The organism is Nonomuraea fuscirosea, from assembly GCF_035917475.1.
Lineage (GTDB): Bacteria > Actinomycetota > Actinomycetes > Streptosporangiales > Streptosporangiaceae > Nonomuraea > Nonomuraea fuscirosea.
The window spans coordinates 1,266,607-1,284,170 of sequence record NZ_CP109074.1 but is presented as its reverse complement, the minus strand read 5'-3'; the positions used below and the strand labels follow the sequence as shown (position 1 = coordinate 1,284,170).

Genomic DNA, 17,564 nt, shown 5'->3' with positions numbered 1-17,564 from the left:
ACTGACCGCCCGCCTCGGCCCCCTCCACCGCCTGCCACCCCGGCACCCGCTGTCCACAGGCGACAGCCACCGCAGACCCTCCATCCACAGAACCCGATTCGGCCCCATTCAACCCGACCACCGAAGTGCATCCTCATACCCGCACGGCGGCACCACGCCGTCCCATCACGACAAGGGAGACACGAGGATGCCCGGAGGCCCGCCCACACTCGGCTTCAGCCTGCTCATCTACGCAGCAGTAGCGCTGATCGCCCTGATCGCGCCCAAGCTGAGGAGGCGTCGCGACAGATGAGCGCCCAAACCCCGCCCACCATGCCACCCCCACCCCTACCGACCCCGCAGCTCCCACCGAGCCTGTCCATCCCACCGACCTTGCCGACCCCACCGACCCCGCAGCCCTTGCCGACCCCGCAGCCCCTGCCGATTCCCCAGACCAGGCCGATCACAGAGACCGGGCCGTTCCCGCAGCCCCGGCCGATCACACAGACTCTGCCAACCACCGAGCCATCACCAACCCGACGAACACCATCGACACAACCCGCACAATCTGCACATCCGTCACAAGCCACACAACAAACACAAGCCGCACACCAGACAGACCCCGCTGTCGGCGCCGCCCCGCTGACCCTCACCATGACCGTCATCGTCCCCGCCCACAACGAGGAGCAGGGCCTACCCGCCACCTTGCGCTCCATCCAGGCCCAGTCGACCCCACCAGAGAAGATCATCGTGGTGGACGACGGCTCGACCGACCGCACAGGCGAGATCGCCGCCTCCTACAACGTCACAGTGCTCCGCCCACCGCACAACCTGGGCAGCAAGGCCAGGGCCCAGAACCACGCGCTCCCCCACTGCGACACCGACCTGATCCTGGCCGTGGACGCCGACACCGTCCTCGCCCCCGACTACATCGAGCGCATCAAGCCCGCCTTCGCCGACCCGGCCGTCAACGTGGCGGCGGGCAACGTACAGACGAGGTTCGCCCGCACACCATGGGAGCGAGGCAGATCCACCGAATACCTCTTCGGCTTCCACTGGCACCGGCCGATCCAGCAACTCGCGAACAGTCCCATGGTCTGCTCAGGCTGCTGCTCGGCGTTCAGACGCACGACCCTCACCGAATCCGGCGGCTTCCCCGAGCGCACCATCGTCGAGGACATGGACTACACCTGGAGCCAGCAGGGCGCCGGCCACCGGGCGGTCTACGTCTCCAGCGCCGTCGCCTGGGCCGCCGACCCGGAGAGCCTCACCTACCTCCGCAAGCAGGTCTGGCGCTGGATGGCCGGCTTCATGCAGAACGTCCGCCTCCACCTCCCGCGCCTGCTCGTCCACAAGCCCATGCTCGCCACCTGGATCGTCATCGCCCTGCTGGAAATCGTCCTGGCCCCGCTGTGGTGGGCGACCCCGCTGGTCCTCACCCTGGCGCTGCACGAGCCGCCGACCCGCACGCTCGCCTGGTGGGCGGGCGGCGAACTGCTCCTCACCGTGCCGATCCTCTTCTACGCGGCCAAACGCCGCCGCCTCCCTGTAGGCAGCGTCCTGCTCAACCTGCCCTTCGTCTACCTCAATAAGGCCGTGAACCTCTACTACGCCTGGAAGGCCCTCCTGGTCGAGCTGATCCTCGTACCCCTACACCTGTCCCGAGGCCTGCTCGTCTACGAAAAGGGCCGCTGACCACGCCTCAGTAGCAGCACAGTCACTCTCAGTAGTCATAGGATGTGGGCTCGTCCAAAGCCTCCACACCACCGAAGGGACGAGCCACATGATCGCTCGCACCGCCACCACCGCTCTCGCCGCCCTCACCCTGACCCTGGCGCCATGCTTCCCGGCCGTCGCGGCCACCGGCACGTTCGCCTACAGCTTCCCCGCCCCGTACGGCACAGACACCGGCCACCTGCACAACCCGAGGAGCGGCGCGTGCATCGACATCCCTGAGATCCGCTACTCCGACGACAGCGCCCACACCCCACGCAACGACACCGACTCCACCGTCACCCTCTTCATGGGCCCCGACTGCTCCGGCCCCTACTACTCGCTCCGCCCCGGCGGCAGGGCTTCCGACAGGCTCTTCCTCAGGTCAGTCGTCTTCTCCTGACCACCACGAAAACCAGAAAGGGCGGGCACCAAGCCCGCCCCCATCAAAGCAGCAACCCTGAACGAGCTCACCCCACCTCGCCACGCTTGAAAAGCTGAGCCCCCCACCACCGAGCCCCCAATGAACCCCACCTATGAACCCGGTGGGCTCATTCCAGCACTAGCCACACTTGAGACAGCTGGCCCCGCCGCTGAGCCCGACAATGAACCCAGCACCGGACCCGGCACCGGACGGGGTATTGCGCCCGGCGCTGGACCGGACGCTGGATCGGGCACTGTGCCCGGCGCTGAGGGTGCCATTAAGCCGCCACGGGACCTGACCCTGAACCCTAGACCACCAAGTGGACGGCGGCATGAGCACACCAGCTCTCCGCCGACCAACTCGCAGGCAAGGGCGTCACCTCGCTCACGTGACCACCAACCAGGACCGCCATAGCCATCAGCCTGGATCTCTGACGGCCACCTTCAGGATGATTCCCATCCGGCCACCCACCCTCGCAGGCGTTCTTCAGCGAGCACGGATCCGATCTGATGGTCGGAGTGTTTCCGACGGAGAACGGACGGCCTCCACCGGAAACGCCCCACCTCAGTTGTCCGTCGGCCGTCTGGTCACCTTCACCGGCTTCACCCTGCAGATCCTGACAGACATGACACACTCCCCATTCTTGTTTCCAACTGCGCACACGCCTTGCCCGGGGGTGAGGACGCCCGTCGCGTCGCGGCAACCATGCGACGTGATCCCATGGCGCTGCATCCGGCCCTGCGTCCTTGCTGCTCACAGCAGACACCGCCGACCAGCACTCATCGAACCGAGAAAAGCGCAGGCCAATGAATCGGCACTCTCCGCGCAGAGGCCATCCTGTTTCCCACGCCCGTCCCCGCCCCCCAGAGGGAGATTAATGTCAGGCCGCCGACGGCAATATCCAGTGAACGTCCGATCGATTGCGTTTTATGGAGACAGGTATGGAGGCGAAACTGACCGCCGACAACGAACACGCCCGGACAGTCACAGATAGCGGCGTCGAAGCCGTCCCCGTCCAGATGAGCACGAGTGCCGTCCAGACGGGCACAAGGTACGGCGCCGTCCAGGTGAGCACCAGACCCGACCCCGTCCAGCCGGGCATCAGGCCCAGCACCATCCAGATAGGCACGGGGTGTGATGCCGACGGCCCAGCGCCACGCAGGCGCGCACGAGGCCCGGCGCCGTCCAGACGGGCACGGGGTGTGACGCCGACGGCCCAGCGCCGGAACAGCCGCCCATAGACACCGGCGACCCGCCACACCGAAGGAGGGCGACACCAGCAGCAGGCTCGACTTCGGCCCGCCCTTCGCTTCCGCCGCTGCAGCACACCCAGGGCCGTGAGAGGCAGCGTGCGACCCTGGGCCCCACCCTCCGCAGCTTCTCTGTGCGCGGTCCTCGCGGAGCGGCCTGGGCGACGGTGAGCGTCCGGCGTCGAAGCCCACGTCGCACACCCGCAGGACGGTCAGCCGGCGCAGCCCAGCGGAGGGCACAGCAGCGTGACATTCGCCGGTGCCCGTGTCTTGATCGGCATCGCCGACTTACCGGATCCACAGGCCGACGATCGCGTTGACCGCCCAGGCCCCCTCTCGGGACCCGCTGGCACACCGTGACCCGAGGGCCGCGAACGCGGACACCTACCAACGCTCAAGCCCGTTCGAGGCCCATACGTCCTCGAACAAACAAAACCGCCCCTGCCTGTCACCAGGCAGAGGCGGTTCATTTTGTGGAGCTATGGGGATTCGAACCCCAGACCTCCTCCATGCCATGGAGGCGCGCTACCAACTGCGCCATAGCCCCTGGTCACCGCTTCGAGTCCACCCGTTGCGGCGCTCCGAGAGCATATAGCCATCCGCCCCGATTCACCTAATCGCCCGCCCCGGCCTCACGGCAGCCAGACAACCACACGGGAGCGGGACGGCACAGCACGAGAACGCGACGGGCCAGAGAAAGCAACGCAAGCAGGGGTCGTAGCGGCGCGGAAGCCCGTACGGCCCCCGAGCCGTACGAACCGCGCTCAGACCTCGGCTTCGGGCTTGTCGTCGCTGTGCACCGGCTCCGGCAGGGTGCCGGCGTTGTGCTCCAGCAGCCGCCACCCTCTGCGCCCTTCATGCAGCACAGACCAGGAGCAGTTGCCCAGCCCGCCCAGCGCCGGCCACAGCTCCTCGGGCAGCCCGAGCAGTTCGCAGATCCCGAGCCGCAGCGCGGCCCCGTGCGAGGCCACGACCAGCAGCCCGTCGTCGTCGAGCCGCGAGGCCCAGCGGCGCATCGCGCCGGCCACCCTCCCGGCCACGTCGGTGACGGGTTCGCCGTCCGGCGCCTCCCACGCCGCGTACTCGTGGGGCCAGCGCGCGGCGATCTCCTCGCGCGTGAGCCCCTCCCACTGACCTCCGCCGCGCTCGCGGAAGTCCTTGTCGACGGCCACCTCCAACCCGACGATGCGCCCCAGCGCCAGCGCGGTGTCGTTGGCCCGCTGCAGGTCGGAGGAGACGATCAGCGTGGGCCGGAGCGAGGCGAGCAGCGAGGCCGCCCTCGCGGCCTGCGCGACGCCGGTTTCGTCGAGGGGGATGTCGGAGTGACCTTGGAATCGCTGCTCGACGTTCCACAGTGTCTGCCCATGACGCAGACACACGATCCTCTTACTCATGCAGATTCCTCGCCGGGACGCTCGAAATCCGGATGAGTGTCACTACCGGGTCCGGTGATGGTCGGTTCGCTCACGCGCGCGCCCGCTGGAGGTTGGCCTGCAGGACGCTCTCCGGCAGCGCGATGGCCGGGCAGTCCTTCCACAGGCGCTCGAGCGCGTAGAAGGTACGGTCTTCTTCGTGCTGGACGTGCACGACGATGTCGATGTAGTCGAGCAGCACCCAGCGCCCTTCGCGCTCGCCCTCACGGCGGACGGGCTTGGCGTCGGCCTCGGTGCGCAGCCGTTCCTCGATCTCGTCGACGATGGCGCGGACCTGGCGGTCGTTGGTGGCGGAGCAGAGCAAGAAGGCGTCGGTGATGACGAGCTGTTCGCTCACGTCGTACGCGAGGATGTCATCGGCCAGCTTGTCGGCCGCGGCTTCCGCGGCGATGCGCACGAGCTGGACGGATCTGTCAGATGCGGTCACGATGCGGGTCTGTCCTCCTGTGTCGGCAGCATGCCCATATGTTGAGGGTACCCTTCCAGCCCGAAACCCCTCACCTACGCCACGACAGGCTTGTTCAGCCTCCCTGATAGAGGCCGCGTTTGTTGATGTACTGGACGATTCCATCGGGCACCAGATACCAAATGGGCTCGCCCTTTGCCACCCGCTGACGGCACTCTGACGAGGAAATGGCCAGCGCGGGGATTTCCAGCAACGTCACGCGGCCTTCCGGCAGGCCAGGATCGTGCAGGGTGTGCCCGGGACGCGTACAGCCGACGAAATGCGCGAGCTCGAAGAGCTCGTCGGCCTCCTGCCAGCCGAGTATCGCGCCGAGCGCGTCGGCGCCGGTGATGAAGTACAGGTCGACCGCAGGTCCGTAGATTTCCGCGATATCCCGCAATGTGTCGATCGTGAACGTCGGCCCCGGCCGATCCACGTCCACCCTGCTGACGGAGAACCGGGGGTTCGACGCGGTCGCGATGACCGTCATCAGATAGCGGTCCTCCGGCGCCGACACCTCACGCCCGGACTTCTGGTACGGCCGTCCGGTCGGTACGAAAACGACCTCGTCGAGTTGAAAGTGGTGAGCCACCTCGCTGGCGGCGACGAGGTGCCCGTGGTGGATGGGGTCGAAAGTCCCACCCATCACACCTACTCGCCGCTTCCCCTGCACACCAGGCGCGTTCATCATGAAACGGACCTTACGCGGGGGCTGTATCACAACATGATGGGACCCCCCTTCGTGATGACCGCGCATCACTTCAGTTGCGGACGTAGCATGCCGGGCATGACGACCACCCCGGACCGCAACCGCGTCCAACTGCCCGGCATCTCGTCCCGAGCCTACGAACACCCCGCAGACCGGTCCGCCCTGGTCGCTCTGCGTAAGTTGAGTGGGTTCGACACGGTTCTCAAGCAGATGTCCGGTCTCGTCAGCGAGCGCCGCCTGCGCCTGATGTACCTGGCCTCGGCGGTGCGCGTCAGCGAGACCCAGTTCCGCTCCCTCTACGACATGGGGCGCGACGCCGCCTACACGCTCGACCTGCACCGGATCCCCGAGATCTACGTCCAGCAGGACTCGCAGGTCCAGGCCAAGGCCATCGGCTTCGACGACCCGTTCATCGTCGTGACCACCGGCCTGCTCAACCTCATGAACGAGGAGGAGCAGCGCTTCGTCATCGGCCACGAGACCTCGCACATCCTTTCGGGGCACGCGGTCTACCGGACGATGCTCGACATCCTCACCCGCCTCGCCGCCCGCGTCGCCTGGATCCCGCTCGGCTACATCGGCCTGCGCGCGATCGTCGCGGGCCTGGAGGAGTGGTACCGCAAGTCCGAGCTGTCCTCCGACCGCGGCGGCCTGCTGACGGGGCAGGACCCCGAGGCGGCCAAGCGCGCGCTGATGAAGCTGGCCGGCGGCGACTACACCCACGAGATGAACATCGAGGCGTTCCTGGAGCAGTACCAGGAATACGACACCGCGGGCGACCTTCGCGACGGCTTCCTCAAGGTCCTCAACCTTCTCGGCACCACCCACCCGTTCGCGGTCGTGCGTGTCGCGGAGCTGGACAAGTGGCAGCGCAGCGGCGAGTACGAGCGGATCATCGGCGGCGACTACCCGCGCAGGGAGGACGACCCCAACGCCAGGGTCACCGACGAGATCAAGGCGGCGGCCGAGTCCTACCGCGCGTCCTGGTCCCAGTCGCAGGACCCGTTCATCGGCGTCCTGCGCGACGTGGCCGAGGGCGCGGTCAACGCGGGCGAGCGCATCTTCAACCGCTTCTCCCGCCGCGACGGCGGCCAGGGCTAGCCGGATCGCCACGCGCGGCCGATCCACTTGATCGCCGCGCCGGCCCGCCGCACGCGGCGGCGGGCCGCGGAAAACCCCCGCGATCCGCAGGCTGGACCGCAGGCCAGAGCTGAAGCATCACGGGCGCGTACGGCAGGTCAGAGCAGCAGCGCGATGGCGCGTACGGCGGCCGCGCACAAGGCGACGAACCCGCCCAGCACCGCCAGCGCCCGCAACCCTTCCCTGCGCAGGTCAGGCAGCCGCTGCCCGATCCGTTCGATCTCGCGCCCGGTGATACCACCGCACAACATCCCGAACACCACGCCCGCCACCGTCACGGGCGCGGCCTGCTGCCACCAGTCGGCGTCGATCTGCCCGCCGCCGGTGGCCCAGAGCGCTCCGCCCGCGGCCACCGCGACGGGCACGCCCGGCCACACGACGGCGGTCGCCGCCGCCCCGGTCAGCGCGACGGGGAAGGACAGCACGCGTAGCGTCACCCGGGTACGCCGGGAGCCGCGCTTGCGCACCATCCAGTGCCCCATCCACAACGTCCTGGTCAGCACCACGAACACGGTCGTGATCGCGATCGACGCGATCGGCCAGATGACCGAGGCCACCACGCACGGCACGGCCAGCACCGCGAGCAGCAGCAGCGCGCCGTTGCCCGCGGGCAGGGTCGTGGCCGACTGCCCGCGCAGCCCGGTGCCGCGCCTGTCCTGCGGCTTGACGGCGGCCGTCCGGCTCCGTACGGCCGCGGCCGTACGCTGCCGGGAGGCGACCATCTTGGCCCGAGGCCCGGTGTTCTTCGCCTCGCCGCCCGCCCGCCCGCGCGGCACGGGCACCTTGCCCTCGGCCCGGCTGCGAGCCGGCACCGAGCCCTTGCCGTCGGCCGCACCCCGGCTCCCGGCGCCACGCCCCGTGCCTTCCGGCGCGGCCCGGCCACCGGTCCGCCCGCTACCCTCCTGAGCAGCCCTGCCACCGGCCCGTCCAGCGGCGTCGGGAGCGGCCCTGCCGCCGGTACGTCCAGCGGCGTCAGGAGCAGTCCGGCCACCGGTACGCCCGTTGCCTTCAGAAGCGACTCTGCCGCTGGCCCGTCCAACACCGTCGGGTGCGGTCCGGCCACCGGTACGCCCACGCGGCGGCGGCACCTTCCCCTCGGCCGACACCACGTTGGGCCGGCTACGCGCCTTGGCCTCACCGCGCGCCGAGCCCGGTTCCTCCGCCGCACGCCCGCGTGCGTTGCCGGCCTCCTCCGCCGCATCGGCGCGCCCTCCGCCCGCCGGCGGCTCCGTCTCGGTCGCGTTGGTGGCCCGCGCCAGCCTGGACAGCCGGTCGGCCAGCAGCGCCGCCGTCGGCCGCTTGCCCGGCTCCCGGTTGAGCGCGGCCCGTACCAGCGGCAGCAGTTCCACCGGCACGCCCTTGAGGTCGGCCTGCCCGTTCAGCACCGCGTACATCTGCGCCTCGGCCGTGCCGCGCCCGAACGTCGGCCGCCCGGTCGCCGCGAACGCCACCGTGGCCGCCCAGGCGTGCACGTCGGCGGGCGAGTCGACGTGCTCGTCGGCGAAGATTTCCGGCGCGGTGTAGCCGGGCGTGCCGAGGAACGTGCCGGTCATGGTGAGCCGGGTCGCGTCGAGCACCTGGGCGATGCCGAAGTCGATCAGCACCGGCCCCTGGCCGCCCATGATGATGTTGCCCGGTTTGAGGTCACGGTGGACGACCCCGGCCGCGTGGATGATGGCGAGCGCGGCGGCGATGCCCTGGGCCATGTCGACGAGCCCGGCCACGTCGAGGGGGCCGCTCTGGCGCACCTGGTCGAGCAGCGTCACGCCCTCGATGTGCTCCATGACCAGGTACGGCCGGGCGCCGTCCAGGTCCGCGTCGAGGACCTTGGCGACGTAAGGGCTCTCGACCCTGCGCAGCGCGCGCACCTCACGCTCCAGCCGGATGCGTGAGGTCTCGTCCTCGGCCAGGTCGTGCAGAACCTTGAGAGCGACCTGCTCGCCACGGCGGGCGCTGGCGAGGTAGACCTCACCCATGCCGCCGCGGCCGAGCCGCTCGATCAGGGTGTACGGCCCGACCTTGCCGAGCTTGCTCACCGTCCCTCCCCGCCCGGCGCAGCCATAAGGGACACAACCCTAGCGCCGGTACGCGAGTTGCCGCTTGAGGCACGCCGATGGATTATCCGCGAGTGTGATCGGTGAGCATGCTGTCCAGCCGGGCGGTGGGCTCCTCCGACAGCCGTCGACGGCCTTTCCTGCGCCAGTTGACGTGACCCCGGCGCTCCAGCCAGAGCAGCAGCCGATCGGCGCCGAACAGCACCACCACGGAGAAGACGAGGGCGACGACGATTTCCATGGCCCCCAGTCAACCTACGGCGCATGGCGCCGGTCAGGCCGACACGCCGACTAACCGGCCACCACCGTACCCTCTGACGTGCGCAAATGCCCCTCACCCGTATAGATCCACTTGGTCGAGGTGAGCTCGGGCAGCCCCATCGGGCCACGCGAGTGCAGCTTCTGCGTCGAGATGCCGATCTCCGCCCCGAACCCGAACTCGCCGCCGTCGGTGAACCTGGTGGAGGCGTTGACCGCCACGGCCGCCGAGTCGACGAGCGTGACGAACCTGCGGGCGGCCCGCTGCGAACGGGTGACGATGGCCTCGGTGTGGGCGGAGCCGTAGCGCCTGATGTGGGCCACCGCCTCCTCCAGCGAGCCGACGACGGCGGCGGCGATGTCGAGCGAGAGGTATTCGGCGTAGAAGTCGTCCTCGGTCACGGGCACGACGCCGGGCCCGTGCGCGGCGATCCGCTCGTCGCCGTGCACGGTCACGCCCGCCTCGCGCAGCGCCTCCAGGGCCTTCGGCACGAACGCGGCGGCGACGTCCTCGTGCACCAGGAACGTCTCGGCGGCGTTGCAGACCGACGGCCGCTGCGTCTTGGAGTTGAGCAGGATCTGCACGGCCAGGTCGACGTCCGCCTCGGCGTCCACGTAGACGTGGCAGTTGCCGACGCCGGTCTCGATCACCGGCACCGTGGACTCCTCGACCACCGAGTTGATCAGGGACGCGCCGCCGCGCGGGATCAGCACGTCGACCAGCCCTCTGGCCCGCATGAGCTCCTTGACGGAGTCGCGGCTCCGGCCGGGCACGAGCTGGACGGCCCCGGCCGGCACCTCGGTGCCCTCCAGAGCCTCCTGCATGATGCGGACGAGGGCGGTGTTGGAGGAGTAGGCGCTGGACGAGCCGCGCAGCAGCGCCGCGTTGCCGCTCTTGAGGCAGAGCGCGGCCGCGTCGACGGTGACGTTGGGGCGACCCTCGTAGATGATGCCGATCACGCCCAGCGGTACCCTGATCTGGCGCAGCTCCAGCCCGTTGGGCAGCGTCGAGCCGCGCACGACCTCGCCGACCGGGTCGGGCAGGTCGGCCACCTCGCGTACGGCGTCGGCGATGGCGGCGACCCTGGCCTCGTCGAGCCGCAGCCGGTCGACCATGGCCTCGGACGTGCCCTGGGCCCTGGCCCGTTCGACGTCCTCGGCGTTGGCCGCGACGATCTGGGACGTGTGGGCGACCAGGGCGTCGGCGATCGCCCGCAACGCCCGGTCCTTGGGCGCCCGCGGCAGCGGGGCCAGCTCGGCGGCGGCCTCTCGCGCCGCCTGGGCGACCTTCAAGAACTCTGTGCTCATCGCTCTTCCCTCATCACCATGGTCGTCCCGCTCCTCCGCGTGCGCCGGCCGGGAGCGGGGCGGGCCCTCGTCGGGCGTTCAGTTGTGGGCTTCCAGTATGACGATGTCGTCGCGGTGGATGAGCTCGCGTTCGTATTCCGGACCGAGCGTGCTCGCCAGCTCCCTCGTGGAGCGCCCCAGCAGGCCGGGGATCTCGACGGCGTCGAAGTTCACCAGGCCGCGGGCCACCACGAGCCCCTGCGGGCCGCACAGGTCGACCGGATCGCCCGCTGCGAACTCGCCCTCCACCGACGTCACCCCGGCGGGCAGCAGCGACTTGCGCCGCCCCACGATGGCCTCCACCGCGCCTTCGTCGAGGTGCAGCCGGCCGCGCCCGGTGGTGGCGTGGGCGAGCCAGAGCAGGCGCGTGCCCGGATGGCGGCCGCCGGGGTGGAAGTAGGTGCCGACGTCGGCCCCGCCGAGCGCCTGGGCGGCGTGCGCGGCCGCGGTGAGCACCACGGGCACGCCGGCGCCGGTGGCGATCCTGGCCGCCTGCACCTTGGTCACCATGCCGCCGGTGCCGACCGCCGCGCCGTTCTTGCCCAGCTCGACCCCGACCAGGTCCTCCGGGCCGCGGATCTCGGCCAGCCGGCGCGAGCCGCTGCGGCTGGGCGGGCCGTCGTAGAGCGCGTCGACGTCGGACAGCAGCACCAGCGCGTCGGCGTGGATGAGGTGCGCCACCAGCGCCGCCAGCCGGTCGTTGTCGCCGAAGCGGATCTCGTCGGTGGCCACGGTGTCGTTCTCGTTGACGATCGGCACGATGCCCAGCTCCAGCAGCCGCGCGAGCGTGCGCTGGGCGTTGGCGTGGTGGGCGCGCCGCATCATGTCGTCGGCGGTCAGCAGCACCTGCCCCACGCGCAGCGAGTAGCGGGCGAAGGAGGAGGTGTAGCGGGCCACCAGCACGCCCTGCCCGACGGAGGCGGCGGCCTGCTGGGTCGCCAGGTCGCGCGGTCGCGCGCTCAGCCCGAGCGGGCCGAGGCCCGCCGCGATCGCTCCCGAGGAGACCAGGACGATCTGCGTCCCGGTACGGCGCCGCGCCGCCAGCACGTCGACCAGGGCGTCGACGCGATCTACGTCGATCATGCCCTGAGGGGTGGTGAGCGAGGAGGAGCCGACCTTGACGACGACCTTCGACGCTGAGCTGATCTGTTCCCGCACGTCTGGCAGCCTATCCGCTCCCCGAACGCGCCTCGCTACCAGCCGACGATCTTGGCTGCGCCGTCCGCGTAACTTCCTCGACGCGCCACCCTCAAGACAGTCGCGTCCTGACCGTCACGCCTACCCCAGCCGGTTGTCCGACCCGCGCGGCCCCTGCCGCACCGTCTCGGCGCTCAGCGTGGGCTGCCAGTCGAAGACGTAACCGCCCTCCATGGGCCCGATGACCACCTCGGCCCCGGCCTTGGCGCCGAGCTTGGCCAGCTCGACCTCGACCCCGAGCCGTTCGAGCCGGTCACCGAGGTAACCCACCGCCTCGTCGTTGCTGAAGTCGGTCTGCCTGATCCACCGCTCCGGCTTCTCCCCGGTGATCTGGAACAGGTTTTCGTTGACCCGGCGCACCTTGAACCCGGCCGCGCCGAGCTGCTTGGGCCTGATGACCAGCCGGGTCGGCTCCTCGACGGGCTTGTTGGCCCGCGCCGCCGCCACCCATTCGCCCATCTCGTACGACAACTCCCGCAGCCCGTCACGCGTGGCCGCCGAGATCGTGAACACCTTCAGCCCACGCGCCTCGAACTCGGGCGCGACCATCTCGGCCAGCTCCCGCGCGTCGGGCACGTCGGCCTTGTTCAGCACGACCAGCCGCGGCCGGTCCTCCAGCTTCCCGTACGCGCGCAGCTCCGCCTCGATCACCTCGTAGTCGGTGACCGGGTCGCGCCCCGGCTCCATGGTGGCGCAGTCGATGACGTGCACGAGCATGTCGCACCGCTCGACGTGCCGCAGGAACTCGTGCCCGAGCCCCTTGCCCTCGGACGCGCCCGGGATCAGCCCGGGGACGTCGGCCACGGTGAACACGTTGTCGCCCGCCGTCACCACGCCCAGGTTGGGGATCAGGGTGGTGAACGGATAGTCGGCGATCTTCGGCTTGGCCGCGCTCAGCGCCGCGATCAGCGAGCTCTTGCCCGCGCTGGGGAAGCCGACCAGCGCCACGTCCGCGACGCTCTTGAGCTCCAGCATGACGTCGAGCTCGTCGCCCGGCTCGCCGAGCAGCGCGAACCCGGGCGCCTTCCGCTTGGTGGTGGCCAGCGCCGCGTTGCCGAGCCCGCCGTGCCCGCCCTCGGCGATCACGTAGCGGGTGCCCGCCCCCACCAGGTCGACCAGCACCTCACCGGTGGCGGAGTCCTTCACCAGGGTGCCGTTGGGCACGGCCAGGACCACGTCCTCACCGTTGGCGCCGTCGCGGTTGGAGCCCTGCCCCTGCTTGCCGTTGGGGGCCTTCCTGTGCGGCCGGTGATGGTAGTCGAGCAGGGTCGCGGTGTTGGGATCGACCTCGAGGATCACGTCGCCCCCGCGCCCGCCGTCACCCCCGTCGGGCCCGCCGAGCGGCTTGAACTTCTCCCGGTGGATGGAGGCGCACCCGTTCCCCCCGTCACCGGCCTTGATGTGAAGGACCACCTGGTCCACAAAGTCCGGCATCCCGCATTCCTCCATCGCCCCACCAGGGGCCTCTCATGTCTGACAACCCATCGCCGACCGGCCCGGGAAACACCAAGGGGTGGATCGCATCCGAACGGATCGATCCACCCCTGAAGCGACGAGCCCGAGGCCGAAGAGCAGGAAATACCTACTCGGCGGCGACGGGGACGATGCTCACGGCCCTGCGGCCGCGCTTGACACCGAACTGCACGTGACCCGCGGCCAGCGCGAACAGCGTGTCATCGCCACCGCGGCCGACGTTGTCACCGGGGTGGAAGTGGGTGCCACGCTGACGGACGATGATCTCGCCCGCGTTGACCAGCTGACCACCGAAGCGCTTGACGCCCAGACGCTGGGCGTTGGAGTCACGACCGTTCCGGGTGGACGACGCGCCCTTCTTGTGTGCCATCTCTCAAACTCCCGTTCAGGCCTGCTCGATACCGGTGATCTTCACCTGGGTGTACCGCTGGCGGTGACCCTGGCGCTTCTTGTAACCGGTCTTGTTCTTGTACTTGAGAATGCGGATCTTCGGGCCCTTGGTCTCACCGAGGATCTCGGCGTTGACCGTGAACTTGCCCGCCTCCGTGGTCACATCGCCGTCGTTGACGACGAGCACCGTCGGCAGCGATACCGAAGAGCCGACCTCGCCGGCGACCTTGTCCACCTCGAGGACGTCACCGACGGAGACCTTCTGCTGCCTGCCGCCGCAACGAACGATCGCGTACACCGCGGAACCCTTCTACTGACTCACTGTTGCTGTTCGAACATCAGCTACCTCATCGGAGGTGGCCGCCGAATGCTGCGCCTATCATTCGGCCTGTCTGAAACCCGACGAACCGAGTAAGCGCGCCAACAGGGCACGTCACCTGACGCACCGATTCACCAGGGTACCGGATGAACGGTGCCCCGGCGAACCGGACGGATCGTCGGAAGTCAGCCGAGGTTAGTCGGCCGACTTGGCTCGGCGGGAGCGTCTCCGCCCTCTGCCGGAAGTCTGGCTTGCCTGGTCGTCCTCGGCCGGGACGTCTTCAAGCGCACCGGTCACGGTATCACGGCTGGCGGAGTCCTTGGCCGCGGAAACCTTGTCCGCCACCGCCTTCTCGACCGCCATCTTGCCCTGCGTACCGCGCGGCTCCGGCTTGCTCTCCACCGGCTCGGTGGAAACGAGCAGGCCGCGCCCGTTGCAGCAGTCGCACGGCGTCGAGAACGCCTCCAGCAGCCCCTGACCGACCCGCTTACGCGTCATCTGGACCAGGCCCAGCGAGGTGACCTCGGCCACCTGGTGCTTGGTCCTGTCGCGGGCCAGGCACTCCAGCATCCGCCGCAGCACCAGGTCGCGGTTGGACTCCAGCACCATGTCGATGAAGTCGATGACGATGATGCCGCCGATGTCGCGCAGCCGCAGCTGGCGCACGATCTCCTCGGCCGCCTCCAGGTTGTTCCTGGTGACGGTCTCCTCCAGGTTGCCGCCCTGGCCGGTGAACTTGCCGGTGTTGACGTCGACGACGGTCATCGCCTCGGTACGGTCGATCACCAGCGAGCCGCCGCTGGGCAGCCACACCTTGCGCTCCATCGCCTTGCTCAGCTGCTCGTCGATCCGGTAGGAGGCGAACACGTCGCCGTGCTCCCCGTCGTCCCACTTCGACAGGCGCTCGGCCAGGTGCGGCGCGACGTACTTGACGTACTCGTCCACCGTCTCCCAGGCGTCGTCGCCCTGCACGACCAGGTTCGTGAAGTCCTCGTTGAACACGTCGCGCACGACCCGGATGGTCAGGTCGGGCTCGGCGGACAGCAGCTCCGGCGGGCTGGCCGACTTGGCCTTCTTCCGGATGTTCTCCCACTGCGCCGACAGCCGGGCCACGTCGCGGGCCAGCTCGTCCTCGGAGGCGCCCTCGGCCGCGGTGCGCACGATCACGCCGGCGTTCTCCGGCATGACTTTCTTCAGGATGCTCTTCAGCCGGGTACGTTCCTTGTCGGGCAGCTTGCGGCTGATGCCGGTCATCGACCCGTCGGGCACGTAGACCAGGTAACGTCCCGGCAGGCTGATCTGCGAGGTCAGGCGGGCGCCCTTGTGGCCGATCGGGTCCTTCGTGACCTGCACGAGCACCGACTGGCCCGACTTGAGCGCCGACTCGATCCGCTTCGGCTGACCCTCCAGCCCGGCGGTGTCGAAGTTCACCTCACCGGCGTACAGGACGGCGTTCCTGCCCTTGCCGATGTCGACGAACGCCGCCTCCATCGAGGGCAGCACGTTCTGCACCTTGCCGAGATAGACGTTCCCGACGTAGGACTGGCTGGCCTCGCGGTTGACGTAGTGCTCGACGAGCACGCCGTCCTCCAGCACCGCGATCTGCGTACGGTCGCCCACGCGCCGCACGACCATCATGCGGTCGACGGACTCGCGGCGGGCCAGGAACTCCGACTCGGTGATGACCGGCGGGCGCCTGCGGCCGAGCTCGCGACCCTCGCGGCGGCGCTGCTTCTTCGCCTCGAGCCGGGTCGAGCCGCGCACGCTCTGCACGCCGTCGGTCGCGGTGTCGAGCGAGGCGGAACGGCCCGAGCGCGGCGCGCGGATGCGCACCACCGTGTTCGGCGGGTCGTCGCCGGCGGGCTCGGAGCCCTCGTCACCGCCCCTGCGGCGACGGCGGCGCCGGCGGCGCGAGGAGGTGGCCTCCTCTTCCTGCGCCTCTTCGCCCTGCTCGTCGGAGTCGTCCTCGTCGGACTCCTCGCCGTCCTCGGCGTCGTCCCGCTCGCGCGCCTTGCCGCGGCCCCTGCCGCCCCTGCGGCGGCGCCGACGGCGGCTGCCGCCCTCTTCCTCGTCCTGCTCGTCGGAGGTGTCGAGGTCGGTCTCCTCCTCGGCCGGCGTCTCGTCGACCGGCTCCTCGGCCTCCTCGGCCTCGGGCTCGGCGACGGGCTGCGGCGCCTCTGCCTTACGGGTCACGGCGGGCTTGGCCTTGCTGGGGTCAGGCGCCTGGAACAGCGGCGCGAAGATGGCGGCCGGCCGCTGGAACGCGGCTCCCGGCTCGTCCTGCCTGCGGGCGGTCATCCCGAACGGGTCGGCGAGCAGGCTGGGGCGCACGTTGTCCTCGTCCAGATCCTCGCCGGCGGGCTCGTCGTCGAGCGGCTCGTCCTCGGGCAGGATCTCCATGATGTCGTCGTCGGCCTCATCGGCCCCGCCCTGCGCCGCCTTCTCACCGGAGACCTCCACGTCCCCGCCAGAAACGGCTCCCGCAGCGACTTCGGCAGCCGCCTCTGAAGCGGCCTCAGCGCCGGCCCGCCGGCGCGAACGCCCGGCCCGGCTCGCACGTCCGCCGGTAGCGCTTTCGCCCGCGCCGCCGTTCTGGCCTCCCGCCTCCGTGCCGTCCGCGGCACCGGCGGCCTGCGCCGCCGCACTCACACCGGAGGACGCCTCGTCACGGCCGGGCGCGCCGGAACGCACGTCGCGCTCCCCCGCCTCGTCACCGGCCTCACCGGCGAGCGCACCGGCGTCCGCCTCGGCGGCGGGCGCGACCGCCTCATCCGCCTTCTTGCGGGTCCTGCGCCGCTTCACGGGCTCCTCTGCGACGGGCTCACCCTCCGGGAGCGCTCCCGAAGCAGCCGCCTCAGCCTCAGCTTCGGCCGTCTTCTTCGTCGTACGCCGCCGCGTCGTCGTGGCGGTGGACCGCGTCCGCGTGGCCCGCTTCGGCTTCTCGGCCGCGGTCTCACCGACGGCCTCACCGACGGCGTCGGCCATGGCGGCCTCGGCCGGGCTCTCCACCGGTGTCGCGCCGCTTGCTTCCGGCACACCGCCGGAAACCGCACCAGCCGGACTCGTACCGGCATCGATCACGTCACCGGCCCCCGCGCCGGTGGAAACCGGCGCCGCGGCGGCCGTACCGCCATCAACGGTATCGGCATGAGTAGTGGCGGCGGCGGGCTCACCCGCGGCTCTCTGAGCCGCGGTGCGCTGCACCGGCCGCACCTCGGCCACCGACGGCGCCGTCTGCGCCGCCGCGACCGTGACCGGAACGGAAGCCGGCTCCTCGGGCAGCTCCGGCGGAGGACCCGCGGGGCGGCTGGCGGAGCGGCGACGCTTCGTCACCTCTGGCTGTTCAATTGTCTCCCCGTCAGGGCCAGTGGCCCCGGCGTTGGGCTCGTTGTCGAGCATGCGGGCGTTCTCCCGTCAGCTCCCGGGCGCGTCA

General features: G+C 70.1%; 14 protein-coding genes and 1 tRNA gene. 3 read left to right on the top strand and 12 right to left on the bottom strand.

Annotated elements, in window-relative coordinates; all coding sequences use genetic code 11:
* Positions 1 to 633: 633 nt before the first annotated feature.
* A complete protein-coding gene (locus OIE67_RS05745) occupies positions 634 to 1,674 on the top strand; it encodes a glycosyltransferase family 2 protein (RefSeq protein WP_326637344.1) in 1,041 nt (346 codons plus the stop codon).
* Between the two features lie 88 nt (positions 1,675 to 1,762).
* The gene (locus OIE67_RS05740) at positions 1,763 to 2,095 is read left to right on the top strand and encodes a hypothetical protein (RefSeq protein WP_326637341.1); all 333 of its coding nucleotides are present in this window, start codon (positions 1,763 to 1,765) and stop codon (positions 2,093 to 2,095) included.
* Between the two features lie 1,745 nt (positions 2,096 to 3,840).
* Here OIE67_RS05740 and OIE67_RS05735 read toward each other — a convergent pair.
* The 4 genes from OIE67_RS05735 to nadD all read right to left on the bottom strand — a co-directional run bounded on the left by OIE67_RS05735 (position 3,841) and on the right by nadD (position 5,935).
* A tRNA-Ala gene (locus tag OIE67_RS05735) sits at positions 3,841 to 3,913 on the bottom strand.
* 217 nt (positions 3,914 to 4,130) lie between these two features.
* On the bottom strand, positions 4,131 to 4,760 hold the full coding sequence (locus tag OIE67_RS05730; protein WP_106250476.1) for a histidine phosphatase family protein: 630 nt from the start codon (positions 4,758 to 4,760) through the stop codon (positions 4,131 to 4,133).
* A gap of 70 nt (positions 4,761 to 4,830) precedes the next feature.
* Positions 4,831 to 5,226: a ribosome silencing factor gene (gene rsfS / locus OIE67_RS05725; RefSeq protein WP_106250478.1), complete on the bottom strand. Its 396-nt coding sequence runs from the start codon at positions 5,224 to 5,226 to the stop codon at positions 4,831 to 4,833.
* A 94-nt stretch (positions 5,227 to 5,320) separates the two neighbouring features.
* A complete protein-coding gene (gene nadD / locus OIE67_RS05720; RefSeq protein ID WP_106250480.1) occupies positions 5,321 to 5,935 on the bottom strand; it encodes a nicotinate-nucleotide adenylyltransferase in 615 nt (204 codons plus the stop codon).
* 87 nt (positions 5,936 to 6,022) lie between these two features.
* On the opposite strand from nadD, the gene OIE67_RS05715 reads away from it, so the two are divergent.
* Positions 6,023 to 7,054 carry a M48 family metallopeptidase gene (locus OIE67_RS05715; protein ID WP_326637336.1) on the top strand — a complete coding sequence of 344 codons (1,032 nt, stop codon included), beginning with the start codon at positions 6,023 to 6,025 and terminating at the stop codon, positions 7,052 to 7,054.
* Between the two features lie 137 nt (positions 7,055 to 7,191).
* Here the strand turns inward: OIE67_RS05715 and OIE67_RS05710 are convergent, their stop codons facing one another.
* The 8 genes from OIE67_RS05710 to OIE67_RS05675 form a co-directional block, all read right to left on the bottom strand.
* Positions 7,192 to 9,129 carry a serine/threonine protein kinase gene (locus OIE67_RS05710; RefSeq protein ID WP_326637334.1) on the bottom strand — a complete coding sequence of 646 codons (1,938 nt, stop codon included), beginning with the start codon at positions 9,127 to 9,129 and terminating at the stop codon, positions 7,192 to 7,194.
* An 82-nt stretch (positions 9,130 to 9,211) separates the two neighbouring features.
* Positions 9,212 to 9,388 carry a hypothetical protein gene (locus OIE67_RS05705; protein WP_181308516.1) on the bottom strand — a complete coding sequence of 59 codons (177 nt, stop codon included), beginning with the start codon at positions 9,386 to 9,388 and terminating at the stop codon, positions 9,212 to 9,214.
* A 50-nt stretch (positions 9,389 to 9,438) separates the two neighbouring features.
* The gene (locus tag OIE67_RS05700; protein ID WP_326637331.1) at positions 9,439 to 10,713 is read right to left on the bottom strand and encodes a glutamate-5-semialdehyde dehydrogenase; all 1,275 of its coding nucleotides are present in this window, start codon (positions 10,711 to 10,713) and stop codon (positions 9,439 to 9,441) included.
* A gap of 78 nt (positions 10,714 to 10,791) precedes the next feature.
* Positions 10,792 to 11,910 carry a glutamate 5-kinase gene (gene proB, locus OIE67_RS05695; RefSeq protein ID WP_397026670.1) on the bottom strand — a complete coding sequence of 373 codons (1,119 nt, stop codon included), beginning with the start codon at positions 11,908 to 11,910 and terminating at the stop codon, positions 10,792 to 10,794.
* Positions 11,911 to 12,030: 120 nt separating this feature from the next.
* Complete coding sequence (gene obgE / locus OIE67_RS05690) at positions 12,031 to 13,383, bottom strand: GTPase ObgE (RefSeq protein ID WP_326637329.1); 1,353 nt, start codon at positions 13,381 to 13,383, stop codon at positions 12,031 to 12,033.
* A gap of 148 nt (positions 13,384 to 13,531) precedes the next feature.
* Complete coding sequence (gene rpmA / locus OIE67_RS05685; RefSeq protein ID WP_106250486.1) at positions 13,532 to 13,792, bottom strand: 50S ribosomal protein L27; 261 nt, start codon at positions 13,790 to 13,792, stop codon at positions 13,532 to 13,534.
* A gap of 15 nt (positions 13,793 to 13,807) precedes the next feature.
* Positions 13,808 to 14,110 carry a 50S ribosomal protein L21 gene (rplU, locus tag OIE67_RS05680; protein WP_080046162.1) on the bottom strand — a complete coding sequence of 101 codons (303 nt, stop codon included), beginning with the start codon at positions 14,108 to 14,110 and terminating at the stop codon, positions 13,808 to 13,810.
* Positions 14,111 to 14,326: 216 nt separating this feature from the next.
* Complete coding sequence (locus OIE67_RS05675) at positions 14,327 to 17,167, bottom strand: Rne/Rng family ribonuclease (protein ID WP_326637319.1); 2,841 nt, start codon at positions 17,165 to 17,167, stop codon at positions 14,327 to 14,329.
* Positions 17,168 to 17,564: the final 397 nt, after the last annotated feature.